Source organism: Streptomyces sp. NPDC026515 (genome assembly GCF_055567595.1).
The window spans coordinates 693,677-718,694 of sequence record NZ_JBVHQD010000001.1 but is presented as its reverse complement, the minus strand read 5'-3'; the positions used below and the strand labels follow the sequence as shown (position 1 = coordinate 718,694).

Below are 25,018 nucleotides of genomic sequence, written 5' to 3'. Positions count from 1 at the left end.
CGCCTGTCGGATCAGACGTCTTCGACTGTACGGGCGGGGTCTGACAATCGGCCCCGGCGACCGGCCGGGGGCCGTCGCTACGGCACGGTGCGGGAGACGACGTAGATCATCGGGTAGTTCGGGTCGGCGGTGTTCACGACGACGTCCTGGGTGGGTGCCGGGTTCTTCTGCTGGTGCGTCAGGCCCGACCAGGGGCCGGAGCCGGTGAACTTCCAGCCGGTGATCTTCTGGTCCCGGGAGCCGACGCTGATCTCGTCCTTCTTGAGCGCGTCCCGGTTGAGGCCCAGGCCCTCCAGGAAGCTGTCCAGGCCGGCGCTGTTGGTGCGGAACTGCACGTAGAGCCGGCTGGTCTTCCAGTTGTTCGTCTCGTAGTACGCGATCCGGTCGGCAGGGTGCGGGACGGGCACCTGGTAGAGACGCCGCTGCACCTTGGACGGCCAGCCCTCGGTGAGACCGGTCGCGGAGTACTTGGACTCCTTGTCCTTGCCGCTGTTGCGGCTCTGGTTGGCGGAGATCACCAGGTAGCCGGCGGGCACGCCGATGAGCAGCACGATGATCAGCAGGGTCAGCGCCCGGCGGCGCGCCTTGTGCCCGGGGGTCTCCGGCGGCCGGTGCGGTTCGTCCGGGGGCGCGGCCTGGCGGGGCAGGGACGCGGTCATGCGGTGTCCCGGGTTCGGCGGGCCTCCGCGAACCGCTCGTAGCGCTCGTGCCGCTCGACCCGGCGCCGCTTGGCGCGCCGGAAGCGGCGGGCGACCAGGCGGGCGAGGTCGGCGGCGCCGACCATACCGGCCTCGGGGCCCAGCTGGGCGCGGGCGATCCGGGCCTCGGGGCGGTAGCCGCGGCCGGTGAGCTGGCGCTTGAACGCGTCCCGGGCGGGACCGATCAGCAGGTCGTCGGCGGCGCTGACGCCACCGCCGATGACGAAGCAGGACGGGTCGAGCGCGGCGGCGAGGTTGGCGATGCCGACGCCGAGCCACTGGCCGATGTCCTGGAGCAGCTCGACGCACATCGCGTCGCCCTCGCGGGCCAGCTCGGTGATCATCGGGCCGGAGATCTCGTTGATGTTGCCCTTGACGTGCTCGATGATCCCGTACGCCACCGGGGAGTCGGCCTGGGCCAGCTCCTTGGCCTCGCGGACCAGCGCGTTGCCGGAGCTGTACTGCTCCCAGCAGCCGCGGTTGCCGCACGCGCAGCGGTGGCCGCCGGGGACGACCTGCATATGGCCGAACTCGCCGGCCACGCCGTACTTGCCGCGCTTGACCTGGCCGTCCTCGAGGATCGCACCGCCGATGCCGGTACCGAGCGTGATCATGACCAGGTGGTCCTCGCCGCGGCCGGCGCCGAACCGCCACTCCGCCCAGGCGGCGGTGTTGGCGTCGTTGTCGACGAGGACGGGGACCGAGAGCCGGCCGGAGAGCCGGTCGCGCAGCGGTTCGTTGCGCCAGGACAGGTGCGGGGCGAACAGCACGCGGTTGCGGTCGGCGTCGACCCAGCCGGCCGCGCCGATGCCGACGGCGTGCACGTCGTGTCGGTCGGACAGGTCCAGGACCAGCTCGACGATCGTGTCCTCGACGACCTTCGGGCTCTTGGACTTGTCCGGGGTCTCCGTGCGGAGCTTCTCCAGGATGTTGCCGTCGGCGTCCACCACGCCCGCCATGACCTTGGTGCCGCCGATGTCGATGCCGACGGTGGGGACACGGGGGGCCGTCAGGTGGGACCGGCGTTCCCTGGTGCCGACCGTACGCAGGACGGGGGCCCGGCGGGAGCCTATGGGGGCGGTGAGGTCGCGGTAGGTGCTCATCGGGCTCGATTCTGCCGCACCGGGAAGGGCGGCGCCGTTCGGGGGAGATAAGGAGCGGGTGCGTCGCCGTCGCCGTCGCCCGGTGCGGGCCGTCCACGGCGTGTCGCGCCCGCGCGGCCGTAGCCGCGTATCGAGCAGAGCCCCGCGCGTCTTTCAGGGGCGCCGCAGTTCATGGCGGAGCGCGTCCAGGTCGCTTCCGCCTGCCATCTGGCCGGTCAGTTCCTCGAGCGTGATCTGGTCACGTGTGTGGTTCCCCACCATCGTGCCCCGCCGCAACAGCACGAACCTGTCTCCCACCAGGTAGGCGTGGTGCGGGTTGTGGGTGATCAGCACAACACCCAGACCCTGGTCGCGTGCCGCCGCCACGTATTTCAGGACCACACCTGACTGCTTCACTCCCAGTGCCGCCGTCGGTTCGTCCAGGATCAGCACCTTCGCACCGAAGTACACGGCCCTGGCGATCGCCACGCACTGGCGTTCGCCGCCCGACAGGGTGCCGATGGGCTGGTCGACGTCCCTCAGGTCGATGCCCATGCGGAGCAGTTCGGCACGGGTGGTGCGGCGCATGAAGTCGACGTCCAGGCGCTTGAACGCGCCCTTGCGGGGCTCCGAGCCGAGGAAGAAGTTGCGCCACACCGGCATCAGGGGCACGACGGCGAGGTCCTGGTACACCGTGGCGATGCCCCGGTCCAGCGCCTCGCGCGGCGACGTGAGCGCCGTCTCCTCGCCCTCGATGCGCAGGCTGCCGCCGTCGTGCCGGTGCAGGCCCGCGATGATCTTGATCAGGGTGGACTTGCCGGCTCCGTTGTCGCCGAGGACGCAGGTGATCTCGCCCGCGCGGACCTCCAGGAAGACCCCCTCCAGGGCGCGGACGGTTCCGTAGTTCTTGCTGACGTCGGTCAGCTGGACGAGGGTCATGCGGTGGCCTCCGCGCGCTTGCGGACCCAGGTGTTGAGCAGGGTCGCGAGGAGCAGCATCGCTCCGAGGAAGAACTTGAACCAGTCGGGGTTCCACTCGGCGAAGACGATGCCCTTGCCGGTCATACCGAAGATCAGCGCCCCGACCGCCGAGCCGACGGCGCTGCCGTAGCCGCCGGTGATCAGACAGCCGCCGATGACGGCCGCGATGATGTAGATCAGCTCGTTGCCGACGCCCTCGCCGGACTGGACGGCGTCGTACGAGAAGAGCAGGTGCTGGCCGGAGATCCAGGCGCCGAGCGCCACGCCCATGTAGAGGCCGATCTTGGTCCTGGCGACCGGGACGCCGACCGCCCGGGCCGCGTCCTGGTTGCCGCCCACCGCGAAGATCCAGTTGCCGGCGCGGGTGCGCAGCAGGATCCAGGAGGCGACCGCGACCAGGACGAGCCACCACAGGATCGTGATCTTGAAGTCGACGCCGCCGACGGTGAGCGTGGAGGCGAAGACCGCGCGGGCGGAGGGGAAGCCCTCCATGTCGGCGATCGTCTTGGTGGAGACCGTGCCGTCGATCAGCTTGGTGAGACCGAGGTTCACCCCGGTGAGCATGAGGAAGGTGCCCAGGGTGACGATGAAGCTGGGCAGCTTGGTTCGGGTGAGCACGAAGCCGTTGAAGGCGCCGACGGCGAGGGTCACGAGGAGCGAGACGCCCACGCCGACCCAGGTGTTCGTCGTCAGCTGGTAGCTGAACATCGAGGAGGTCAGCGCGGAGGACGTCACCAGGACGCCCGCGGAGAGGTCGAACTCGCCGCCGATCATCAGCAGCGCGACCGGCACCGCCATGATCCCGATCGTCGAGGAGGCGTAGAGGACCGTGCTGATGCTCGACGCGCGCAGGAAACCGTCCGCGGCCACGGCGAAGAAGACGAAGACGGCGACTGCGCCGACGACCGAGCCCAGCTCCGGACGGGAGAGGAGTCTGCGCAGCGGAGAACTCTGCAGAATCCTTTCATCAAGGGTGTGCTCCACGGCGGCGCTCATCGGGTGCCCCGCGCGGTGTACTTCGCCAGCGCGGCCGCCTGGCCCTTGGTGATGATCTGCGGGCCGGTGAGCACCGGCCGCCCGCCGCCGAGGACGTCGCCGTTGTACTTGTAGAGCCACAGCAGGTCGACCGCCTGGTAGCCCTGGAGGTACGGCTGCTGGTCCACCGCGAAGCCGAGGGTGCCGTCCTTCAGTCCGGCGGCGACCTTGGCGTTGAGGTCGAAGGTGTCGACCTCGGCCGTGCTGCCCGCGTCCGTCTTCGCCTTCACGGCGGTGTCGGCGTAGGGCGCCCCGAGCGTGACGACCGCGTCGATCGACCTGTCGGCCTGCAGCTTCGCCTCGATCGAGGACTGCACGTCGGGCATGTTCGTGCCGTTGACGTAGAGGTTCTCGACCTCGCCGCCGAAGTTCTTCGCCACACCCGCGCAGCGCTGCTCGTGGCCGACGTTGCCCTGCTCGTGCAGGACGCACAGGGCCTTCTTCCTGCCGCGCTCGTTCAGCTCGTCGCCGACCGCCTGGCCCGCGATGGTCTCGTCCTGGCCGATGTGCGCGAGGGCACCGAAGGCCTTGGACTCCTCGGAACCGGAGTTCACGGTGATCACCGGGATGCCGGCCTTCTCGGCCCGGGCCACGGCCGCCTTGAGCGCGTCGGGCTTGGCGAGGGTGACGATGATCCCGTCGACCTTCTTGTCGACCGCCGCGTCCACGAGCTGCGCCTGCTGCTGGGCCTCGTCGTCGTGCGAGTAGAGGAAGTCGATGTTGTCCTTGCGGGCGGCCTGCTCGGCACCGCTCTGCACGATGTCCCAGAAGGTGTCGCCGTCTCCCGAGTGCGTGATCATCGCGAAGGTCCAGCGGGGCGTGTTCACCGCCGCCCTGCCCTGGGCCGCCGCGGCGTTCCGGGCGTCCTCCGCCCGCTTGCCGCCGGTACTGCTGCACCCGGCGAGGGTGACGCCGAGCGCCCCCGCCACCGCGATGCCCACCCAGGTCCGAAACCGTGCCACGAGGCCGTGCCCTTCTTGCCGTGCTCATACGTGCGAGAGGGGCGTACGAAGCTCACCGTGAGTGACCACTGGTGGTGACCTCGCCTGCCCCAAAAGCCTCAGTATCGAACATGGGGACACCCCGGGCGGCGGCGGGCGGCACTCTGCGCTCACCTTGTCCGGACATTGCGACTAACGGATCGTCGGAAACGCGGGGCGCGCTCAGGACCGTACGAGCAGCTGGAACTCGAAGGAGTAGCGGGTCGGCCGGTAGATGTGGTCGCCGAACTCGACGGCGCGGCCGGTGTCGTCGTACGTGGTGCGCCGCATGGTGAGCAGCGGGGCACCCTCGGGCTCGGTGAGCCGCTCCGCCTCGGCGGCCGTGGCGCCGCGGGCGCCGATGGACTGGCGGGCGCTGTGCAGGGTGATCCCGGCGGACCGCATCAGGCGATAGAGGCCGGTCGCCTCCAACTGCCCCGTGTCCAGGTCGAGCAGGCCGGACGGCAGGTAGTTGGTCAGGTACGCCATCGGCTCGCCGTGCGCCAGCCGCAGCCGCTCGATGCGCTGCACCTCGGTGCCCTCGGCGACCGCGAGCGCGGCGGCGATCTCGGCGGACGCCGGGACGACCGTGTTGACCAGCACCTTCGTCGCGGGGCGCTGGCCGGCCGACTCCAGGTCGTCGTAGAGGCTGCTGAGCTCCAGTGGCCGTTTGACCTGGCTGTGCACGACCTGGGTGCCGACACCCCGGCGACGGACGAGGAGTCCCTTGTCGACAAGGGACTGGATCGCCTGACGCACCGTCGGACGGGACAGACCGAGCCGTGCCGCGAGCTCGATCTCGTTGCCCAGCAGGCTGCCGGGGGTGAGCGAGCCGTGCTCGATGGCCGCCTCCAGCTGCTGCGCGAGCTGGAAGTACAACGGCACCGGCGAGCTCCGGTCCACACTCAGGTCGAGCGGCACAGTCGGGTCCCCATCTGGTTTCGGCACGGGCCCGAGCGTATCCCCGTGACGGGTTGACGGGAAGTTGTGTAGTTCGATTGTCCGGACATACGGATTGACAGCGCGCCGGGTGCACCCGCACCTTGTTCCCATGCGCATCGGGGTCATCGGGACGGGCCGCATCGGAACCATTCACGCGAACACGCTCAGCCGTCATCGCGAGGTCGGATCGCTGATCCTCTCGGACGTCGATCCGGCGCGGGCCCAGGATCTGGCGCACCGCCTCGGGGAGACCGCGGCACCCGGGGCGGACGAGATCTTCAAATGGGGCGTGGACGCGGTGGTGATCACCACCGCGACGTCGGCGCACGCCGACCTGATCGGCCGGGCCGCGCGCTCGGGGCTCCCGGTCTTCTGCGAGAAGCCGGTCGCCCTCGACCTGCCCGGGACACTGCACGCCCTGGCCGAGGTGGAGAAGGCCGGGACGGTGCTGCAGATGGGTTTCCAGCGGCGCTTCGACAAGGGGTACGCGGGCGCCCGGGAGGCCGTGCGCTCGGGCCGGCTCGGACGGCTGCACACCGTGCGGGCGCTCACCTCCGACCAGTCGCCGCCCCCGCCGGAGTGGCTGCCGCTCTCCGGCGGCCTGTTCCGGGACACCCTGATCCACGATTTCGACGTACTGCGCTGGGTGACCGGCCGCGAGGTCGTCGACGTGTACGCGACCGGTTCGGACGCCGGGCCGGCCATGTTCCGCGAGGCCGGTGACGTGGACACCGGCGCGGCCCTGCTCACCCTGGACGACGGCATGCTGGCCACCGCCACCGCGACCCGGCTGAACGGCGCCGGCTACGACGTGCGGATGGAGCTGTCCGGGGAGCGGGACACCGTGGTGGTCGGGCTGGACGACCGTACGCCGGTGGCCTCCACGGAGCCGACCGGGCCGCCGCCCGCGGACAAGCCGTGGCCCGGGTTCCTGGAGCGGTTCGGACCCGCCTACGAGGCCGAGCTGTGCGCCTTCGTCGACGTGGTCCGCGGCGGACTCGCCAACCCCTGCGACGGGCGCGAGGCGCTCCAGGCCCTGCGGATCGCGGAAGCCTGCGAGGTCTCCCGGCACGAGCGGAGACCGGTGGCACTCGCGGAGATCCCGGACCGGCTGGGCTGAGCCCGGCCGCCGCCGGCCGGCCGCGCACCGGCCCCCACCGCGCCCCGGCTACCAGCGCACCGGAAGGTTCCGTACCCCTCTCATCAGCGTGCCCGGCAGCCACTCGCCGTGCGGACCGTCCAGGGCCAGGTCCGGGGCGCGCTCCAGGAGGGAGCGCAGGGCCGTACGGCTCTCCAGGCGGGCCAGGGGCGCGCCCAGACAGAAGTGGATGCCGTGGCCGAAGGCGAGGTGGCCACGGGTGTCGCGCCGGATGTCGAAGCGGTCGGGTTCGGGATAGCGGGCGCCGTCGCGGTCGGCGGCGGTGAGCCCGATCATCACCGCTTCGCCCCGGCCGATGGCGGTACCGGCGATCTCCAGTGGCTCGGCGGCGTACCGGTACGTCGCGTTCTCCACCGGGCCCTGCCAGCGCAGGATCTCCTCGACCGCGCCGTCCAGCAGGCTCATGTCGGCGCGCAGGGCGCCGAGCTGGCCGGGGTGGGTGAGAAGCGCGAGGACGCCGTTGCCGATCAGGTTGACGGTGGTCTCGTGGCCGGCGATCAGCAGCACGTAGGCCATGCCGCGCAGCTCCTCCACGGAGAGCCGGTCGCCGTCCTCGGTGGTGGTGCGGATCAGGTCACCGAGCAGGTCGCCGCTCTGACCCGCGCACCGCTTGTCCTCGATCAGCTCCTTCAGGTAGCCGGCGAGTTCGGCGAAGGCGTCGTACTCGCCGCTCGGACGGGCCGAACCGACCACCTCGTTGGAGAGTTTCCGGAACCGCGCGCGGTCCAGCTCGGGGACGCCGAGCAGTTCGCTGATCACCGTGATCGGCAGCGGGTAGGCGAGGGCGTCCATGAGGTCCGCGCGGCCCCGCGGCAGCATCTCGTCCAGCAGCCGGTCGGTGATCTCCTGGATCCGCGGCTCCAGTCCGGCCACCCGGCGGGCAGTGAACGCGCGCGTGACGATCCCGCGCAGCCGGGTGTGCTGCGGCGGGTCGGCGGCCAGCAGGTGCTTGCCGATCCACTCCTCGTCGAGGAACCTGAAGCCGATCCTCTCGGTGTCCTTGGCCAGTCTGGGGTCGGCCAGCGCCGCGCGCGCCTCCTCGTACCCCACGACCAGCCAGGTCTCGTGGTACGCGTCGGACAGCGGCCAGCGCACCCGGTGCACCGGGCCGCGCTCGCGGAGCCGGGCGTACACCGTGTGCGGGTCCGTGCGCAGACCGTCGCCGTACTCGCCGAGGTCGGTCACCTGCATGCCCTGCTCCCCCTTCAGGAGGTCCCCGAGGCCGTCCCGTACCCGGAGAACGCTCGGCGCGCCCGGCTGGTGCCCCTACTCCTCCAGCAGTCCCGCGTCGTAGGCCAGCAGCGCGATCTGGACGCGGTTGTTCAGGCCGAGTTTGGCCAGGATGCGGGAGACATGGGTCTTGACGGTGGCGACGCTCATGAACAGGCCGGTCGCGATCTCGGCGTTGGCGAGCCCCCGGCCCACCGCGACGGCGACCTCACGCTCGCGGTCGTTGAGGGCGGCGAGCCGGCCACGCGCGCGTGCCTGCCGGGTGTCGGCCCGGGTGCCCGCCGCGTGCCGCATCAGCTGGCGGGTGACCGCGGGCGACAGGACGGGGTCACCTGCCGCGACCCGGCGCACCGCGTCGACGATCTCGGCGGGCGGGGTGTCCTTGAGGACGAACCCGGCCGCTCCCGCACGCAGGGCGTGCAACACCTGTTCGTCGGCGTGGAAGGTGGTCAGGACGACGACCTGCGGGGCGTCCGCACGCGCGCGCAGCCGCTCGGTGGCGGTGAGCCCGTCCACGGTCGGCATGCGGATGTCCATCAGGACGACGTCCGGGCGGGTGCGGTCGACGAGCGCCTCGACCTCGTCGCCGTCGGCGCCCTCCCCGACGATCTCGATGTCCCCGGCCCCGCCCATCATCAGGGACAGCCCCGCCCGCACCAGCGGGTCGTCGTCGACGAGCAGCAGTCTGATCGCGGTCATGGCTCCTACGTAATCACGCGGGTACGACGGCACGTGGCCGTTCCGGCGGCGGCCTCGGTCGGTCAGGCGGCGCCCCAGGGCAGCCAGGCGCGTACCTCGAAGCCTCCGTCGCCGGTGGCCCGGTGTTCCAGCCGGCCCCCGGCCAGCGTCGCACGTTCGGTCAGGCCGATCAGGCCCTGGCCCGAGCCGGGGACGTGCGGGGCCTCGGCCTCCGGGGCGGGGTTGTGCACGGTGACGTCCAGGCCGTCGCCGGGGGCTCCGGTGACGCGCACGGTGACCTCGGCGCCGGGGGCGTGCTTGCGGGCGTTGGTGAGGCCCTCCTGCGCGATGCGGTAGGCGGTGCGGCCGACGGAGGCGGGGACGGCCGACGGGTCGCCGACGTGGTTGTCCAGGACGACCTTCATGCCGGCCTGGCGGGACTCGCCGACCAGCGCCTCGAGCGCGCCCAGTGTGGGCTGCGGACGGCCGCCCGCCTCGTCGCCGTCGGCGGCGCGCAGGACGCCGATGATCTCACGCAGGTCCTGGAGGGCCTCGTGGGCGCTCTCCCGGATCACCCCGGCGGCCCGGGCGATCTCCTCCCGGGGCGCGTCGGGACGGAACTCAAGGGCCCCGGCGTGCACGCTGAGCAGGGTCAGCCGGTGGGCGAGGACGTCGTGCATCTCGCGCGCGATGGCCTCCCGGGCCAGCCGCTGGGCCCGCTCGGCGCGCAGCCCGGCCTCGGTCTCGGCTCGCCGGGCGCGGTCGCGCAGGCTGAGCATCAGCTGCCGCTTGGAGCGGACGAACAGGGCGAGGCTGGTGACCAGCAGGACGAAGAGCGTGACCAGGGCGACGACGGCCAGGTAGGGCAGGTCCGGGTCGGGGCGCAGCCAGTAGAAGAACGGGGTGGCCGCGAGGTTGGCGCCGACGATCCAGGCGCCGTAGCGGAACGGGCGGTGCACGACGACCGTGAACAGGGCGACCATGGCGGCGCCGCCCGCGGTGTCGGAGACGAGGCTGACCGGGATCATCGCGATCGCCAGCCCCATCGGCCGGCGGCGGCGCAGCCAGACCGCGGCGCAGGCCAGACCACCGACCAGCTGGTCGGTGACCGCGAGGCCGTGCGAGACGTGCGGGTCCTGCCACACCGTCTTCGCGGCGGTCACGCCCAGCAGGACGGCGAGCACGAAGCAGCTGAAGTCGACCAGCCAGTCGCGCGCGGTGCGCCGGGGGCGCCGGCCGGCCGCGCCCGGGCCGGGATCGAGTTCATGGATCACGGCGGACGGGAAGAGCCACCGTCGCCCCTCGAACGTCCGTACCGACATGTCACCGCTCACGGTCGGCAAATCTACGCAGGACCGGTCCGTGCCACCCCCGCCCGCACGGAATCGTCGACCAAAGTCGGGCCGGTGCGGACTTTCGGTGCGCCCCGCGCGCGTGCGGGGCGGACTTCCGTCGGGGCACGGCTCGCCCCGCGGCCGATGGCATGGGGGGAGGCCGCGGGGCGAGAGTCGTGCTGTGGAACGGCTGCCGGAACTGCTGGGATTCGTCGCTCTGGTACGGGGTGTGCCGAGCCCGCCGCACGAGTTCACCCACTGGCATGTGGGTCTCCCGCAGCCTGAGCACGGACCGGGCCCTCGGCCGGCGGCGCCGCTCCCGGCCTCCGGCCGGTCACCTCGGCCAGGGCTCAGCAGCCGAAGTTGACCAGGTCGAACGTCACGTAGTGGTCCGCCGTGTAGTAGTCCTCCCGGGTCTTCTCACCGGTCACGATGCGACGTGCTCCGCGCGTGGAGGAGCCCGGCGTCTTCACGGTGTACTCGTGGTAGTAGCCGCTGGCCCGGCTGGGCAGGACACCCTCCTGGTTGCGGAAGACGACACCGTCCTGCGAGTACGGGAACGGACCGCCCGACGCGATCAGGTCGAGGGTGTCGTACGCCTGCGACGGCAGGTCGCTGTAGCAGATGCTGCCGACCGAGGCGGCCGCGGCGTCCGCCGTGGTGGCGGTGACGGTGCCGCCGACGAGGAGGGCGGACAGGGCGACACCGGCGGCGCCGGCACGGATGATTCGTGGGGGGAATCTCATGGCTCCATGATGACGCGCGTAGACGCTGGCATGTCAATGACAAGTCTGCAGAATTCCCCGACAAGTCCCGTGAATTTTCAGGGAGTTAACCTGCGGACCGCGGCCATCACCCCGAGTGCGTCGAGAACAGTCCGCCCGTCGGGCCCTGCTTGTCGCCGCCCTGGGCCTTCTTCAGCGCGTTGGCGAGGCTCTCGATGGTGAGGGACTGCAGGATCACCCGGCCGTTACCCTCCAGGGTGGCCAGGGAGAGGCCCTCGCCGCCGAAGACCGCGTTCATGAGGCCCTGACGGTTGAGGCCGCCGACGCGCTGGACGCCGTACTGGATGCCCTCCTCGAAGGCGACGACGCAACCCGTGTCGACCTCGATACGGCCGCCGAAGTCGGCGGGGTTGAGGTCGATGAAGTTGCCGGCGCCCGCGATGATCACGGTGCCGTGACCGGTGAACTTCTCCAGGATGAAGCCCTCTCCGCCGCTCATGCCGGTGCGCCCGCCCTGGAAGGCGATGCCGAACTCGACGGTGGACTCGGCCGCGACGAAGGCGTCCTTCTCGGCGAACCACGCGCGCGTGCCGTTGAGCTCCAGGGCGCGCATCTCGCCGGGCAGTACGCCCGCGAAGCCGACGGTGCCTTCCCCGCCCTGTGCGCTGAAGTACTGGAAGGCCAGCGACTCGCCGGCGAGCATGCGCTGGCCGACCTGCATGGCGGTGCCCATGGCCTGGCGCAGCATGCCGCCCATGCCGCCGCCACCGCCCTGTGGCTGCCCGCCGCCGTTCGGGCCGCCGAGCCGGGTCTCCATGGTCACGTTCGTGGTCTTGAACAGGAACTTTCCGGCTTCGCAGTAGACGGTCTGGCCGGGGTGCAGGTTGACGACCGCCATCTGCATGGCGTTGCCGACGATTTCTTGCTGAAGGGTCACGGCAGAAGAACGTAGCCGACGGTACGGCGGTTCCCTGCGCCCGCCCCCGTCGGTGCCCGGGGAGGCGGGCGGGAGCAGGCGGGGAGGGGTCAGGTCAGTTCGCGGTGGCGTGTGGCCAGGGAGGCCGCTCCTGCTTCGGTGGGCGTGCCGAACAGCCGCAGGCGGGAGATCCCGCCGTCCGGGAAGATGTCCACGCGCGCGTGCGTGCCCACGGCCGGGGCGGCCAGGACGAAGCGGTGGTTCGTGTCCGGCTGAAGGCGGGTGCGCGGGAGGATCTCCCGCCAGTCGCCGTCCTCGCCGTCCCGCACCGACACCGACGCCCAGCCCGCGCTGTTGCCCTTCAGATACGCCGTGTCGATCTCGACCGCCCGGACCTGGCACTGGGCCGCCAGCCGGTAGCGGATCCAGTCGTTGCCCTGGTCGCGGCGCCGGCGCGTCTCCCAGCCGTCGTCCATCTTGCGGGAGCGCCCCGGCTGGATGGTGTTGGTGGCCGGTGAGTAGAAGAGGTTCGAGGCGTCCTCGACCCGACCGCCGTTCTCCAGGGCGAGCGCGTCGAAGGTGCCGAGCACGGCGAGCCACTCGGGGTCCGGAACGACCTCGCCGTACACGCGCAGCCGGGCGATGCCCCCGTCGGGGTGCTGGTTGACGCGGAGGTGGGTGAAGCGCTGCTCGACGGAGACGGCGAAGCCGTTCGCCGCGTGGCCGCCCACGGGTGTGCGCGGCACCAGCGTCGTCCATTTCACGTCGTCGCCCAGGAGGTCCCCGGGGGAGGGCGAGCCGGGCGCCGACGTGCCCTCGACCGACACCGCCTGCGGGTAGTTGCCGCGGAAGTGCGCCGTGTCGACGACGATCCCGCGGACGACGCCGGGGGCGCCGAGCCGGACCAGCGCCCAGTCGTGGTCCTCGGCCGTCGGCCAGGGGTGCCCGGCGGAGGTTCCGCGGCGGCGGCGCGTCTCCCAGCCGTCCATGATCTTGCCCTTGTGTCCGAAGTGCTCGGGGTCGAACTCGGCCCGCCCCGCCAGCAGCAGGTTCTCCCGCTGGGCGAAGAACTCGTCGTTGGCGGCGATGACCCCGGCGCCGAGCTGCCGGTCGGCGAGGTCGGCGTACCGGGTGAAGGGGAAGTCGGCGGTGCGGTAGTCGGCGTACGGGTCGCCGCCGGAGTAGGGGTGCGCGTCGCCGGTGAAGGTCGGGATCGCCGTCACAGAAGGTCGTCCTCTCGGGTGTCGGCCGCTGCGGGTGCGGGAACGGTGCCGGTCAGGGGGCGGGGGTCAGCAGGCGTCCCTTCGGCGCGGTGAACGTGCCGTCCGCGACGATGCGTTCACCGCGCAGCCAGGTGGACCGCACGACGCCGTACAGGGTCCTGCCGGCGTACGCGGTGACCCGGTTGCGGTGCTGGAGCCCCGCCGGGTCCACGGTGAAGGTCTCCTCGGGCGCGAGGACGGCGAAGTCGGCGTCACGGCCGGGGGCGATGGCGCCCTTGCGGTCGTCGAGGCCGACGAGCGCGGCCGTGCGGGCCGCCATCCAGCCGACCACGTCCTCCAGGCCGTGGCCGCGCCTGCGGGCCTCGGTCCACACGGCGGGCAGGCTGAGCTGGAGTCCGGAGATGCCGCCCCACGCGGTCGCGAAGTCGGCGGTCTTCAGATCGGCGGTCGAGGGCGAGTGGTCGGTGACCACGCAGTCGATGGTGCCGTCGGCCAGTGCCTGCCAGAGCAGGTCCTGGTTGGCCGACTCCCGGATGGGCGGGCAGCACTTGAACTCACTGGCGCCGTCCGGGACTTCCTCCGCGGTCAGGGTGAGGTAGTGCGGGCAGGTCTCGACGGTGATCCGTACGCCGTCCCGCTTGGCCTCGGCGATCAGGGGCAGCGCGTCCGACGAGGACAGGTGCAGCACGTGCACGCGCGCGTGGAGGCGTTTCGCCTGGGCGATCAGCTGCGCGATGGCGGTGTCCTCCGCGTCGCGCGGCCGCGAGGCCAGGAAGTCGGCGTACCGGGGGCCGCCGTGCTGCGGGGCGGCGGCCAGGTGGTGCGGGTCCTCGGCGTGCACGATCAGCAGGCCGCCGAAGGAGGTGATCTCCGCCAGGGACCGGGCGAGCTGCTCCTGGTCGAGGTGCGGGAACTCGTCCACGCCGGACGGCGACAGGAACGCCTTGAAACCGAAGACCCCGGCCTCGTGCAGCGGGCGCAGATCCTTGACGTTGCCGGGCAGCGCCCCGCCCCAGAAACCGACGTCCACGTGCGCCTTGTCGGCCGCGACCTCCCGTTTGACGCGGAGGGCGGCGACGGTCGTGGTCGGCGGGAGGGAGTTGAGCGGCATGTCGACGAGGGTGGTGATGCCGCCGGCCGCCGCCGCGCGGGTCGCGGTCCAGAAGCCCTCCCACTCGGTGCGGCCCGGGTCGTTCACGTGCACGTGGGTGTCGACCAGGCCCGGCAGCAGCACGTCGTCGCCGAAGTCCTCCAGGCGGGCGCCTGCCGGGACGGGTGCGTCGTAGGGCAGTACGGCCGTGATCGTCCCGGCGGACACGGCGACCGCGGCGGCCCGTGTCCCCTCGGGGGTGATGACACGCGTCGAGCGCAGCACCAGTTCAGCGTCGGACACCCGGACCCCTCTCTCTGCCGCCGTTTTCCTTCCGGAGACGGGATTTACACCCACGTAACGGAATTCAACGTTCTGTTGAAGAAGTCTTCACTCCCGCTTCCGCGCCGTCAAGGGCACACTGCTTCTCGGGGCCGCGCAGGCGCACACTCTGGACGTTTCCACGAAGTGGAATTAGAATTCCGTCAAGCAGAACGTAGCTACGCACAAGCAGGGCGTCAACCGGCTGCCGGGTAGGCTTCTGCTCTTCCGCCCGGCCCGAGAGGCAGCCCCGAAAGGAACGCGCCGTGCCGACGTCCAGCGCCAGCACCACCGACTCCGCCAAGTCCAGCAGCGGCGGGGTCCAGTCCCTCGAGCGCGCCTTCGATCTGCTGGAGCGGATGGCGGACGCGGGCGGCGAGGTCGGCCTGAGCGAGCTGTCCGCGAGCAGCGGGCTGCCGCTGCCGACGATCCACCGGCTGATGCGCACCCTGGTCGCCTGCGGCTACGTACGCCAGCAGGCCAACCGCCGGTACGCGCTCGGGCCCCGGCTGATCCGGCTCGGCGAGTCGGCGTCCCGGCTGCTGGGCACCTGGGCACGGCCGTACCTGGCGCGACTGGTCGAGGAGACCGGCGAGACGGCGAACATGGCGCTGCTCGACGGGGACGAGATCGTCTACGTGGCACAGGTGCCGTCGAAGCACTCGATGAGGATGTTCACCGAGGTGGGACGACGGGTGCTGCCGCACTCCACGGGAGTGGGCAAGGCGCTGCTGGCGAGCGTCGCGGACACCGAGGTGCGGGCACTGCTGGGGCGGACCGGGATGCCGGCGGCCACGGAGAAGACGATCACCACTCCGGAGGGGTTCCTGAACGCCCTGGCGGAGGTACGGCAGCTGGGGTACGCGGTGGACGACAACGAGCAGGAGGTCGGCGTGCGCTGCCTGGCGGTGTCCGTGCCGGACTCGCCCACGGCGGCCGCCATCTCGATCTCCGGGCCCGCGGGGCGGGTCACGGAGGCGGCGACGGAGAAGATCGTGCCGGTGCTCCAGCAGGTGGCCCTCGAGCTGTCACAGGCGTTGGCGAGTTCGGGGGTCTAGGAAAGGGGCGGGCGGGAGGGCGCCCCTCGCCCGGGAGGGCGCCCCTCGCCGTCAGTTCCTCGGCGTCTCCCCGAACAGGTCGACCGCCTGGCGGACGTCCGACAGCCCCCGGGACAGTGCGCTCACCGAACCGATGGCTCCCGCGATCAGTAACAGGGAGCGGCGCAGGCGCGGGATCTCCGGCATGCCGCCCGTCGCCATCGCCGCCAGTGAGGCCAGCTCGTCCTCGGCTATCGCCCGGTCCATGAACTCGGCCGGATGCGCGGCCAGTTCGCGGCGCAGTCGGGAGACCGCCGTCCGTAGTTCCGCAACCCTCGGATCCTCGTCACTGCCGGTCACTGGTCTCTGTCCCAAGCTCCGCAACACAGCTCTCCCCCCCCCTCTCGCCCGTCGCCCCATGACGGTGGTCGGACGCCTGGGGACGCGGGTCAGTAAACGCCCTCTCCGGCGCGACGCGCTACAGCGCGGACCGAAATTCAGCCTTGCGGGAGCGGCCGCCCCGCCCCGGCGTCGGGTATGCAGGACGCATGACGGACAAGCACGGCCCGATCGCCGGACTGCTGCTCGCCGCCGGCGGGGGCAGGCGGCTGGGCGGGCGCCCCAAGGCATTGCTCACGCATCGCGGACGCCCTCTGGTGGAGTACGCGGTCGAGGTGCTGCGGGCGGGCGGCTGCGGGCCGGTGCACGTAGTACTGGGGGCCCGCGCGGACGCGGTGCGGGAGCGGGCCCGGCTGGACGGCTGCGTGGTCGTGGAGAACCCGGACTGGGCCGAGGGGATGGGGTCCTCGCTACGGGTGGGCCTGGCATCGCTCGGCGGGACGGGGGTGCGGGCCGCGCTGGTGTCGCTGGTGGACCAGCCGGGGATCGGGGGCGAGGCGGTGGCCCGGGTGCTCGCCGGACACCGGGACGAGGACTCACTGGTGGCGGCCGCCTACGACGGCGTACGCGGCCATCCCGTGCTGCTCGGCGCCCGGCACTGGCCGGGAATCGCCGCGAGCGCGACCGGGGACCGGGGCGCCCGCGCCTATCTCAGGGCCCATGAGGCCGCCATCACGCTGGTCGAGTGCCGGGATGTGGCCGAGCCGTTCGACATCGACACCGAAGCGGATCTGGGCCACCTTGAGTGAACGGGATGGCACTGAGCGCCACCTTTGCTCGACCCGGAGAATCTCGATATCAACAAACCATTGAACTTCCACAATGAGGAAACTACTATCCACTGTCCAGTAGCGCCCGGTCCCTGAGCTGGTGCGCTTCGCTCTACCCGGAACGACTGGCACCCGGTGCCACCGCTGAAGGAAGTGACAGCTCATGTCCGCACCAGCGCCGTCTCCGCTGGCCATCGTCGACGCCGAGCCCCTGCCCCGGCAGGAGGAGGTCCTCACCGACGCGGCGCTCGCCTTCGTAGCCGAGTTGCACCGGCGGTTCTCGCCGCGCCGCGCCGAACTCCTCGCCCGCCGGGCCGAGCGCCGCGCCGAGATCGCCCGCACCTGCACGCTCGACTTCCTCCCGGAGACCGCCGCGATCCGGGCGGACGACTCCTGGCGGGTGGCCCCCTCCCCCGCCGCGCTCGACGACCGGCGGGTGGAGATCACCGGCCCCACCGACCGCAAGATGACCATCAACGCCCTCAACTCGGGCGCGAAGGTCTGGCTCGCGGACTTCGAGGACGCCTCCGCGCCGACCTGGGAGAACGTCGTCCTCGGCCAGCTGAACCTGATCGACGCCTACACCCGGAACATCGACTTCACCGACCCCGGCTCCACCAAGTCGTACGCCCTGCGCCCGGCCGAGGAACTGGCGACGGTCGTGATGCGGCCGCGCGGCTGGCATCTGAACGAACGGCACATCGAGGTCGACGGCGAGCAGGTGCCCGGCGCCTTCGTCGACTTCGGGCTCTACTTCTTCCACAACGCGCGGCGGCTGCTCGACCTCGGCAAGGGGCCCTATTTCTACCTGCCGAAGACCGAGTCGCACCTCGAAGCCCGGCTGTGGAACGACGTGTTCGTCTTCGCGCAGGACCACGTCGGCATCCCGCAGGGCTCCGTCCGCGCCACCGTGCTGATCGAGACGATCACGGCCGCGTACGAGATGGAGGAGATCCTCTACGAACTCCGCGACCACGCCTCGGGGTTGAACGCAGGCCGCTGGGACTACCTGTTCTCCATCGTCAAGAACTTCCGTGACGGCGGGCCCAGGTTCGTCCTGCCGGACCGCAACGCCCTCACGATGACCGCCCCGTTCATGCGGGCGTACACCGAGCTCCTCGTCCGCACCTGCCACAAGCGCGGTGCGCACGCGATCGGCGGCATGGCGGCCTTCATCCCCTCCCGGCGGGACCCCGAGGTCAACAAGGTGGCCTTCGAGAAGGTCCGCGCCGACAAGGACCGCGAGGCGAACGACGGTTTCGACGGCTCCTGGGTCGCCCACCCCGACCTGGTCCCGATCGCCATGGAGTCCTTCGACCGGGTCCTCGGCGACCGGCCGAACCAGAAGGACCGGCTTCGCGAGGACGTCCGTGTCGAGGCCGCCGACCTGATCGCGGTCGACTCCCTGGACGCCAGGCCGACCTATCCCGGTCTGGTCAACGCCGTCCAGGTGGGCATCCGTTACATCGAGGCCTGGCTGCGCGGCCTGGGCGCGGTGGCCATCTTCAACCTCATGGAGGACGCGGCCACCGCGGAGATCTCCCGCTCGCAGATCTGGCAGTGGATCAACGCGGGTGTCGAGTTCGAGAACGGCGAGAAGGCCACTCCCGAGCTGGCCCGCAAGATCGCCGCCGAGGAACTCGACGGCATCCGCGAGGAGATCGGCGAGGAGGCCTTCACGGCCGGCCACTGGCGGCAGGCTCACGACCTGCTGCTCACCGTCGCCCTCGACGACGACTACGCGGACTTCCTCACGCTGCCCGCGTACCAGCAGCTGCGCGGCTGACCTTCAGCGGCTCATCTGTCCGAGTGGCCCAGGGACTTCCCCGGGGCCACTCGGTCGCGTACGGCCTGCTTCACGGCCGTCGGCTCGGGGAAGCCCTGGTCCCTTCGGTCCCAGACCGTCTCGTCGTTCACGCGCACCACGAAGACGCCGCCCTTGCCGGGCTTCAGGGCCAGCTCGGTCAGCTCGGTCTCGAAGGTGGTCAGCAGTTCCTGCGCCAGCCAGGCCGCGCGGGGCAGCCAGCGGCACTGGGTGCAGTACTCGATCTCGACGCGCCAGATGTCACTCATCCGAGGTGTACCGACCAATCCTGTCGGGCCGCGGGCTTGCCGTGCAGGTCGGGAACCTGCTTCAGCCAGGCCGGGCGGCCCTGCTGGGCCCTGGCCGCGCGGGCGGCCTCCTCGGCCGCGAGCTGGTCGCGGCCCGGGAAATCGGTGGGGAGCCACTGTGCGGAGGCCCGGACCCGGGCCAACAGGTAGCCGACGTAGGCCTCGCGCATCTCGTCGGGCGTGCCGAAGTCGGTGAGCCAGGCGTCCGGGACCTCGGCGAGGGTGTCCCTGAGCAGCTTCTCCGTCACGCTGGGCGCGAGTTCCGCGTCCGCGGCCCGGGTGTCGGGGCCGAACCGGCCGAGGGCGTGGTGCCGGAAGTCGTAGGCCTTCTCGGGGGCCGAGGCGTCCCAGCGGTGGTGGAAGACGAGGGCGGCGCCGTGGTCGATGAGCCACAGGCGCGGGGGCGCGGTGCCGAACGTCGGCCAGACCATGAGGTTGGAGCTGTGCACCGTACGGTCGACGTTGACGGTGAGCGCGTCCAGCCAGACGATCCGGCCGGCCTCCAGCGGGTCCACCGGGAAGATCTCGGCGATCTCGGGGGTGAAGTCCTGCGCACCCGGCAGGAAGTCCATCCCGAGGTTCACCCCGGCGCTGGCCGCGTGCAGCTCGCGCACCTCCTGGTGCGGTTCGTCCTCGGCGATCGCCGGGTCGAAGTGCACCAGGACCAGCTCGGGGAACCGCAGTCCCAGCGCCCGCGCCAGCTCCCCCACGATCACCTCGGCGACCAGCGCCTTGCGGCCCTGCGCGGAGCCGGTGAACTTCACGACGTACGTCCCCAGGTCGTCCGCCTCGACGATCCCGGGCACCGACCCACCGGACCGCAGGGGTTCGACGTAGCGGGTCGCGGTGACCTCTCTCAGCATCTCCTCAGGTCACCCGTCCCTTCGGTGTCGCCGCCCCCGGCGTGAAATGCCCATAGTAACCGAGGGTGATCGCCGGCGGGGGCCGTGGTGCTCACGGCCGCGGTGGCCCCGGTGCGGCCAGGGGGTTCGGCAGCGGCAGGTAGCGTGCGTCGGCGCCGTCGGCCCCGGTCCAGCGCAGCAGCAGGTTCGTCTTGCCGGGCAGCGTCGGCGAGGCCAGCAGTTCGGCCACCTCGGGGAGCCGGTGCCGTGCCAGCTCCCGGCGGACCGCGGGCCATGGGTCGAACCCGGGGCGGCGTTCGGCGAGCGCGGCGGCGACCTCGGCCAGATGGTTGACGACCAGGCAGTACACCAGCCGTTCCCACCCGGCGGCCCGCTCCACGTCGGCCAGCAGCTTGACGCCCTCGGCGTCCCGGTACAGCGCCTGCACCGGCATGCCGTCCGCGTCGACGGCGACCAGGGTGTTCTGCAGATGCGCTTCGAGGACGACTCCGTGGTCGGCGAAGGCCCTGAGCGCCGGGGGTACGACCGCGCGCAGGTACGCCTGCCACCAGGCCCCCGGATCCGTCGCCGCGGCCGGCGGGCTGCCCTCGAAGCCCTCCACCAGGCCGGCCGCGAGCAGCGGGGTCGCCCCCGGGAGCAGTGAGCCGCGCAGCCCGTCCCGGACGACGACCGCGAGTTCCTCGAAGGCGAAGCGGGCGGTGCGGTAGCCGCGGTCGCCGAGCCAGGCCGCGGGCCCGTCCATCGCGGCGAAGGCGGCGGTCGCGGCCGTGTCCGTACGGCGTAGCCTGCGCAGGTCGTGCGCCCACAGCCGGCGGATGTCGTTGGTGATCCGGACGTCCAGGCTGAACTTCAGGAAGAGGTCGCGCACCGGCTCGTACACGGTGCGGATCGCGGCCGTCGGCCAGACCGGGAAACCGGTCGCCCGCAGCCGTACCAGACGTCCGTCGGCGAAGGCCGGGGCCAGGTTCCGGGCGGAAAGGTCGAGCTGCCAGGGGTGGGCCGGCAGCAGCCGGTAGCCCGGCGGTGCGGCGGCCAGCGCGTCCAGCGCCGACAGGTCGCCCTCCTCGGCCACCTGGTCCTCGCGCACCCCGAGCAGGACCAGCGGGAACCGGGCGTGCGCCTCGGGCGCGTACGGCAGCCAGGCGGTGACCGGGCCGCCACCGCGCGCCTTCGGGGCGGGGTGGTAGGGATGGCCGGTGATGAGGGACTGCTCGGAGCGCAGGTACGGATCGTCGGGCGCCGCCGCCCGGGCGCGTGCCGTGAGCAGGGCGGCGACCGCGTCCCGGCTGTCGATCATCTCGGCGGGCAGATCACCGTTGGACAGCCCGGTGTGCGCGCGCAGCTCCTCGGCGACGAGTTTCACCAGCTCGGCATGGCCGATGCGGTGCCAGCGGCCGACCGCGTACACCTCGGGATCGGCGGGCCGGCGCGCGCCGCGTACCCGCAGCAGCCGGCCGCCGCCGGGCAGCCGGTAGACCCGCGGTTTCCCTTCGCCGCTGTCGGGGAGCGGTTCGGCCACCTCCCGCAGCAGGCAGTTGAGCAGGGGCGCGGCAGCGTACGCGTCGGCGCGCTCGCCGATGCCGTCGCTGGAGAGCATGAGATCCACGCGTTCCATTCGTTCGCTTCGTCCACACAGTCCGATCGTGATCAGTATGTCTGTCGTCATCAGCCATCATGACCGTCGAACCCGTCCCCGAGGAGCCTCCCCGTGCACCGTCCCTCCCCCATCGAGACACAGCTCGCCACGGAGCTGGCCGAGGCGCGGCCGGATCTGGTGCCGGGGTTCACGGCCGAGCTGCCCGGTGCGCGGGCGGCGGTGCTCACCCGGCTGTGGCGGGCGCTGGCGCACGAGCCGCTGCCGTGGGTGGCACGCCGGGTGCGCGGGGCGCACGGCCTGGCGCTGCGGCTGGCCGACGGACGCGCGCTGCACGGCCCGCACGCGGACCCGTACGCCACCGACGCGTACGTGACCGCGGTACGTCTGGACGGGGTGCGTTACGACGACGCGGCGCGGCTGATGACCGACCTGGGGTGGCCGCACTCGGCCGGGTTCGCCGCCGAACTCGACCACAGTGCTGCGTCGTTGGCGCTCTCGCGGGCGGACCGGGAGTTTCCTGCGAAGAAGTGGCCCGGGCGGGACTGGGAGTGGGAGCAGCGGGTGGTCGACGGGCATCCCTTCCACCCCAACTGCCGTTCGCGGCCCGGTTTCTCGGCGGCGGACCAGCTCGCGTTCGGCCCGGAGCACCGGTCGGCGGTACGACTGGAGACGGTCCCGGTGGCCGCGGGGGACTGTCTGCTGACCGGTGACTGGCCGGACGAACTCCGGGACGGGGGACGGCTGTTGATTCCGGTGCATCCATGGCAGGCCGTTCATGTCCTCAAGGACGGCCCCGGCGAGCCCTGGCGGACCGCGCACCCCCTGATGTCCCTGCGTACCCTCGCCGTCCCCGGCGGACCACATGTGAAGACCGCGCTCAGCGCCCGGCTGACCTCGTCCGTCCGGGACATCTCGACGTACTCGATCGAGGCGGCCGTCACCCTGTCGTCGTTCGCCACCGACCTGGCCGCGCGCACGGACGGACTCCTGCACGTCACCCGCACCCTGGGCGCGGCGTCCGCGAACTCCCCCGACCTGGCGGCGGTGTTGCGCGAGTCACCCGAGGCCTACGCGGCGCCGGGCGAGCGGGTCCTGCCGGTGGCCGCCCTGGCCACCACCGACCTTCCCGGCTCGCCGTCCTGGCTGGCCGAGTTCACCCGGCTCGCCCTGGGCGTGGGGCTGCGGCTGCTGGACCTGGGCGTGGCGCTGGAGGCGCACGGCCAGAACCTCCTGGTGGTGCTGTCCGGGACCGGCGCGCCGCTGCGGCTGGTCTACCGCGACCTGGCCGACATCCGTCTGAGCCCGGCCCGGCTGACCCGTCACGGCATCACCGCGCCCGGACTGACGGGACGCCTGGTCACGGACGACGGGACGACGCTGCGGCGCAAGCTGTTCGGCTCCCTGGTCGCGGGCGCCCTGGCGGGTACGGCGGGGTCCGGACCGGCCCTGGCGACGGCGCTGGAGACGGCCGCACGGGACCTTCCCGTCACCCCCGACCTGACGGCCCTCCTCGAAGGTCCGCTACCCGCGAAGGCGTTGACACTGATGCGGCTCACGTCCCAGACGCCCGGGGACCAATGGGCGGCACTGCCGAATCCGCTGATGCCCGCGCGGTGAGCGCTCACCTTCCCGTCCGCCACGCTCCGTTGGCTTGCCGGCCGCTCTCCTTTTGCCGTGCGGACCGCGTTTTGGAGCCCGGCCCCTCTGATCAATAGGATCCGCCGATGATCAGAACACAACGGACGGCTGCGGGAGTCTGCGCTCTGCTCGCCGCCCTGGCGGCCGGGATCGCGTTCCCCGGCGGAGCGGTCGCCGACGAGACGGACGACACCGGCCAGACCGCTCCCAAGGTGGAGCTCGTGCTGGACGTCAGCGGTTCCATGCGGAAGGCGGACATCGACGGCGGGACGCGGATGGCCGCGGCCAAGCAGGCGTTCAACGAGGTGCTGGACGCGACACCCGAGGGGGTCCAGCTCGGCATCCGCACGCTGGGCGCCAACTACGCCGGAAACGACAAGAAGACCGGCTGCAAGGACACCGCGCAGCTCTATCCGGTCAGCACCCTGGACCGTACCGAGGCCAAGACCGCCGTCGCGACGCTCGCGCCGACCGGGTGGACCCCGATCGGCCCCGCGCTGCTCAAGGCGGCAGACGATCTCGAAGGCGGCTCCGGGACCCGCCGTATCGTCCTGATCAGCGACGGCGAGGACACCTGCCAGCCGCTGGACCCGTGCGAGGTGGCCCGTGAGATCGCCGCCAAGGGCGTCGGGCTCACCATCGACACGCTCGGCCTGGTCCCGGACGCCAAGACCCGGGACCAGCTGAGCTGCATCGCGGACGCGACCGGCGGCACCTACACCTCCGTACAGCACAAGGAGGAACTGACGGACCGGGTCGGGCAGTTGGTGCACCGGGCCGCCGATCCGGTGGTGACACCGGTGGCCACGAACGGCGCCGATCAGTGCTCCTCGGCGCCCGCGCTGAAGTCCGGGCTGTACACCGACCGCGAGGAGTTCGGGCAGCAGCGCTGGTACAAGGTCGACGTCAACCCCGGTCAGGAACTGCGGGCTTCGGTCAGCGTCGCCGCCGACCGGGCCGTCAACCCGGACTACGGGGTGCTGCTGCGTGCGGTGACCGTGCACGGACGGGAGATAGTACGCGGCGAGGCTTCGGGCACGGGCCGTACCGACGTCATCTCGACCGGCCTGCGGTACCCGAAGGCCGAGAGCGACGACGACGAGGACACCACCCCGGAGACCGTCTGTCTCCAGGTGACCAACTCCTTCTCGGCCGTGGCCGGTGTGAAGACCAGCCCGGGCATGCCCGTCGAGCTGACGGTGGACGTGGTGGACGGGCCCGCGAAGGCGTCCGACGTCGCCTCCTTCGGTCTCGGCCGTGGCTGGTGGCTCCTCGGGGCGCTGGTGCTGACCGGCTTCCTCGCGGGTCTGCTGTGGGGCTGGGTTTCGCGCTGGCGGGTAGCGGTCTGGAGGACCAACTGATGTCGATCACACGTGTGCTGAGCGCGGCCCTGCTGGCGGTGGGCCTGGCCGCGGGCCCGGCGGCGGCCGACGACGCCTCGCCCTCCCCCAGCGCCTCCGAGGACGGCGGCGCACCCACCCAGGCGGGTACGTCCTTCCGTACGGCGACCGAGATCGACCAGGGACAGCAGGCCACCGCCAGCGGATCGACGGGCGACTACCTGTACTGGTCCTTCCCCGCCGACGCCGGGCAGCGCCCCGACGTCAAGGCGACGGTGAAGCTGCCCGACTCGCACGGGGCGCAGACCTGGCAGATCGACGTGTACGACGGCCTGCGGCGCCGTCAGGCCTGCCAGTACGGCGCGCAGTCCCGCACGGCCGCGCAGGGCGCCGCGTCCGTGCAGTTGGCCTGTGTGACGCGTACCGTCCGGGCCTGGTCGGAGCCATGGGCCAACGACCCGCTGCCCGGCACGTACTACGTCCGGCTGACCGCGGTGGACCTCGGCAACGCCGACCTCGGCCAGCCGGTCAGCGCCGAGGTCCAGGTCGACTCCAAGGACATCGGCGGTGCGGCCGCGGTGGACGGTTCGCTGGCGAAGCCTCTGGTGCCCGGGATCGCGGTCAGCGCCGAGAAGAGCGACGACGACAAGGCGGCGGTGCTCTCCAGCTTCGGTTCGGACGACGGCTGGTCCTCCGGCTGGTGGACCGACCGCTGGGTGTGGACCGGGATCGGCGGGGTGCTGGCCGCGCTGGCCGGCATCGGCGGATACGCGCTGACCCGGGGAGCGGGACGGCCCCACCGGGTGCCGCCGGGCGCCTGACCTGACGCAACCGGTGACCGGGCCCCCGTTCGCGGCGGGCCCGGTCGC

24 protein-coding genes are annotated in these 25,018 nt (G+C 71.9%); 7 read left to right on the top strand and 17 right to left on the bottom strand.

The genetic code is table 11. The annotated features are described in order from the left end of the window. Nucleotides 1-77: 77 nt before the first annotated feature. From ACZ4O3_RS03105 to ACZ4O3_RS03080, 6 genes are all read right to left on the bottom strand, one after another. Entirely contained in the window at nt 78-659 is a 582-nt protein-coding gene (locus ACZ4O3_RS03105) for a sugar kinase (RefSeq protein WP_467720954.1), read from the bottom strand. Beyond that, nucleotides 656-1,801, bottom strand: coding sequence for an ROK family glucokinase (locus tag ACZ4O3_RS03100; RefSeq protein WP_385000049.1), 1,146 nt, complete (start codon nt 1,799-1,801; stop codon nt 656-658). Before ACZ4O3_RS03100 ends, ACZ4O3_RS03105 begins: the two co-directional genes overlap by 4 nt. A gap of 153 nt (nt 1,802-1,954) precedes the next feature. Next, the gene (locus ACZ4O3_RS03095; protein WP_467720953.1) at nt 1,955-2,719 is read right to left on the bottom strand and encodes an ATP-binding cassette domain-containing protein; all 765 of its coding nucleotides are present in this window, start codon (nt 2,717-2,719) and stop codon (nt 1,955-1,957) included. After that, the gene (locus ACZ4O3_RS03090) at nt 2,716-3,756 is read right to left on the bottom strand and encodes an ABC transporter permease (RefSeq protein ID WP_362719782.1); all 1,041 of its coding nucleotides are present in this window, start codon (nt 3,754-3,756) and stop codon (nt 2,716-2,718) included. The genes ACZ4O3_RS03095 and ACZ4O3_RS03090 overlap by 4 nt, the downstream gene beginning before the upstream one ends. After that, nucleotides 3,753-4,757 carry a sugar ABC transporter substrate-binding protein gene (locus tag ACZ4O3_RS03085; protein ID WP_467720952.1) on the bottom strand — a complete coding sequence of 335 codons (1,005 nt, stop codon included), beginning with the start codon at nt 4,755-4,757 and terminating at the stop codon, nt 3,753-3,755. The genes ACZ4O3_RS03090 and ACZ4O3_RS03085 overlap by 4 nt, the downstream gene beginning before the upstream one ends. A gap of 201 nt (nt 4,758-4,958) precedes the next feature. Further along, the gene (locus ACZ4O3_RS03080) at nt 4,959-5,696 is read right to left on the bottom strand and encodes a GntR family transcriptional regulator (RefSeq protein ID WP_467721010.1); all 738 of its coding nucleotides are present in this window, start codon (nt 5,694-5,696) and stop codon (nt 4,959-4,961) included. Nucleotides 5,697-5,826: 130 nt separating this feature from the next. On the opposite strand from ACZ4O3_RS03080, the gene ACZ4O3_RS03075 reads away from it, so the two are divergent. Next, complete coding sequence (locus tag ACZ4O3_RS03075; protein WP_362719777.1) at nt 5,827-6,837, top strand: Gfo/Idh/MocA family protein; 1,011 nt, start codon at nt 5,827-5,829, stop codon at nt 6,835-6,837. Nucleotides 6,838-6,885: 48 nt separating this feature from the next. Here ACZ4O3_RS03075 and ACZ4O3_RS03070 read toward each other — a convergent pair whose 3' ends face one another. The 7 genes from ACZ4O3_RS03070 to allB all read right to left on the bottom strand — a co-directional run bounded on the left by ACZ4O3_RS03070 (nt 6,886) and on the right by allB (nt 14,375). Further along, on the bottom strand, nt 6,886-8,067 hold the full coding sequence (locus ACZ4O3_RS03070; protein WP_362719774.1) for a cytochrome P450 family protein: 1,182 nt from the start codon (nt 8,065-8,067) through the stop codon (nt 6,886-6,888). 75 nt (nt 8,068-8,142) lie between these two features. Then, nucleotides 8,143-8,805, bottom strand: a complete 663-nt coding sequence (locus ACZ4O3_RS03065) for a response regulator transcription factor (protein ID WP_362719770.1) — start codon at nt 8,803-8,805, stop codon at nt 8,143-8,145. Nucleotides 8,806-8,867: 62 nt separating this feature from the next. Continuing rightward, nucleotides 8,868-10,106, bottom strand: a complete 1,239-nt coding sequence (locus ACZ4O3_RS03060) for a sensor histidine kinase (protein ID WP_467721009.1) — start codon at nt 10,104-10,106, stop codon at nt 8,868-8,870. Nucleotides 10,107-10,468: 362 nt separating this feature from the next. Further along, the gene (locus ACZ4O3_RS03055; protein ID WP_467720951.1) at nt 10,469-10,864 is read right to left on the bottom strand and encodes a ribonuclease domain-containing protein; all 396 of its coding nucleotides are present in this window, start codon (nt 10,862-10,864) and stop codon (nt 10,469-10,471) included. Between the two features lie 106 nt (nt 10,865-10,970). Beyond that, nucleotides 10,971-11,780 carry an AIM24 family protein gene (locus ACZ4O3_RS03050; protein ID WP_467720950.1) on the bottom strand — a complete coding sequence of 270 codons (810 nt, stop codon included), beginning with the start codon at nt 11,778-11,780 and terminating at the stop codon, nt 10,971-10,973. 89 nt (nt 11,781-11,869) lie between these two features. Then, nucleotides 11,870-12,982, bottom strand: a complete 1,113-nt coding sequence (alc, locus tag ACZ4O3_RS03045; RefSeq protein WP_362724786.1) for an allantoicase — start codon at nt 12,980-12,982, stop codon at nt 11,870-11,872. A 52-nt stretch (nt 12,983-13,034) separates the two neighbouring features. Next, the gene (gene allB / locus ACZ4O3_RS03040; RefSeq protein WP_467720949.1) at nt 13,035-14,375 is read right to left on the bottom strand and encodes an allantoinase AllB; all 1,341 of its coding nucleotides are present in this window, start codon (nt 14,373-14,375) and stop codon (nt 13,035-13,037) included. Nucleotides 14,376-14,659: 284 nt separating this feature from the next. Between allB and ACZ4O3_RS03035 the strand changes: the two genes are divergently transcribed. After that, nucleotides 14,660-15,451: an IclR family transcriptional regulator gene (locus ACZ4O3_RS03035; protein ID WP_362724780.1), complete on the top strand. Its 792-nt coding sequence runs from the start codon at nt 14,660-14,662 to the stop codon at nt 15,449-15,451. 51 nt (nt 15,452-15,502) lie between these two features. Here ACZ4O3_RS03035 and ACZ4O3_RS03030 read toward each other — a convergent pair whose 3' ends face one another. After that, on the bottom strand, nt 15,503-15,850 hold the full coding sequence (locus tag ACZ4O3_RS03030) for a DUF5955 family protein (RefSeq protein WP_467720948.1): 348 nt from the start codon (nt 15,848-15,850) through the stop codon (nt 15,503-15,505). 128 nt (nt 15,851-15,978) lie between these two features. Between ACZ4O3_RS03030 and ACZ4O3_RS03025 the strand changes: the two genes are divergently transcribed. Continuing rightward, a complete protein-coding gene (locus tag ACZ4O3_RS03025; RefSeq protein WP_362724777.1) occupies nt 15,979-16,578 on the top strand; it encodes a nucleotidyltransferase family protein in 600 nt (199 codons plus the stop codon). Nucleotides 16,579-16,762: 184 nt separating this feature from the next. After that, nucleotides 16,763-18,385, top strand: coding sequence for a malate synthase A (gene aceB, locus ACZ4O3_RS03020; RefSeq protein WP_467720947.1), 1,623 nt, complete (start codon nt 16,763-16,765; stop codon nt 18,383-18,385). An 11-nt stretch (nt 18,386-18,396) separates the two neighbouring features. On the opposite strand, the gene ACZ4O3_RS03015 is transcribed toward aceB, so the two are convergent. The 3 genes from ACZ4O3_RS03015 to ACZ4O3_RS03005 form a co-directional block, all read right to left on the bottom strand. Continuing rightward, on the bottom strand, nt 18,397-18,672 hold the full coding sequence (locus ACZ4O3_RS03015; RefSeq protein WP_362730811.1) for an Rdx family protein: 276 nt from the start codon (nt 18,670-18,672) through the stop codon (nt 18,397-18,399). Next, entirely contained in the window at nt 18,669-19,574 is a 906-nt protein-coding gene (locus ACZ4O3_RS03010) for a HipA family kinase (protein ID WP_362730807.1), read from the bottom strand. The genes ACZ4O3_RS03015 and ACZ4O3_RS03010 overlap by 4 nt, the downstream gene beginning before the upstream one ends. Before the next feature lie 91 nt (nt 19,575-19,665). Continuing rightward, a complete protein-coding gene (locus tag ACZ4O3_RS03005; protein WP_467720946.1) occupies nt 19,666-21,189 on the bottom strand; it encodes an IucA/IucC family protein in 1,524 nt (507 codons plus the stop codon). Between the two features lie 93 nt (nt 21,190-21,282). Between ACZ4O3_RS03005 and ACZ4O3_RS03000 the strand changes: the two genes are divergently transcribed. From ACZ4O3_RS03000 to ACZ4O3_RS02990, 3 genes are all read left to right on the top strand, one after another. Further along, the gene (locus ACZ4O3_RS03000) at nt 21,283-22,788 is read left to right on the top strand and encodes an IucA/IucC family protein (RefSeq protein WP_467720945.1); all 1,506 of its coding nucleotides are present in this window, start codon (nt 21,283-21,285) and stop codon (nt 22,786-22,788) included. Nucleotides 22,789-22,895: 107 nt separating this feature from the next. After that, nucleotides 22,896-24,170, top strand: a complete 1,275-nt coding sequence (locus ACZ4O3_RS02995) for a VWA domain-containing protein (RefSeq protein WP_362725858.1) — start codon at nt 22,896-22,898, stop codon at nt 24,168-24,170. Beyond that, nucleotides 24,170-24,970 (top strand): hypothetical protein, encoded by an 801-nt coding sequence (locus ACZ4O3_RS02990; RefSeq protein ID WP_467720944.1) that lies wholly within the window; start codon nt 24,170-24,172, stop codon nt 24,968-24,970. The genes ACZ4O3_RS02995 and ACZ4O3_RS02990 overlap by 1 nt, the downstream gene beginning before the upstream one ends. Nucleotides 24,971-25,018: the final 48 nt, after the last annotated feature.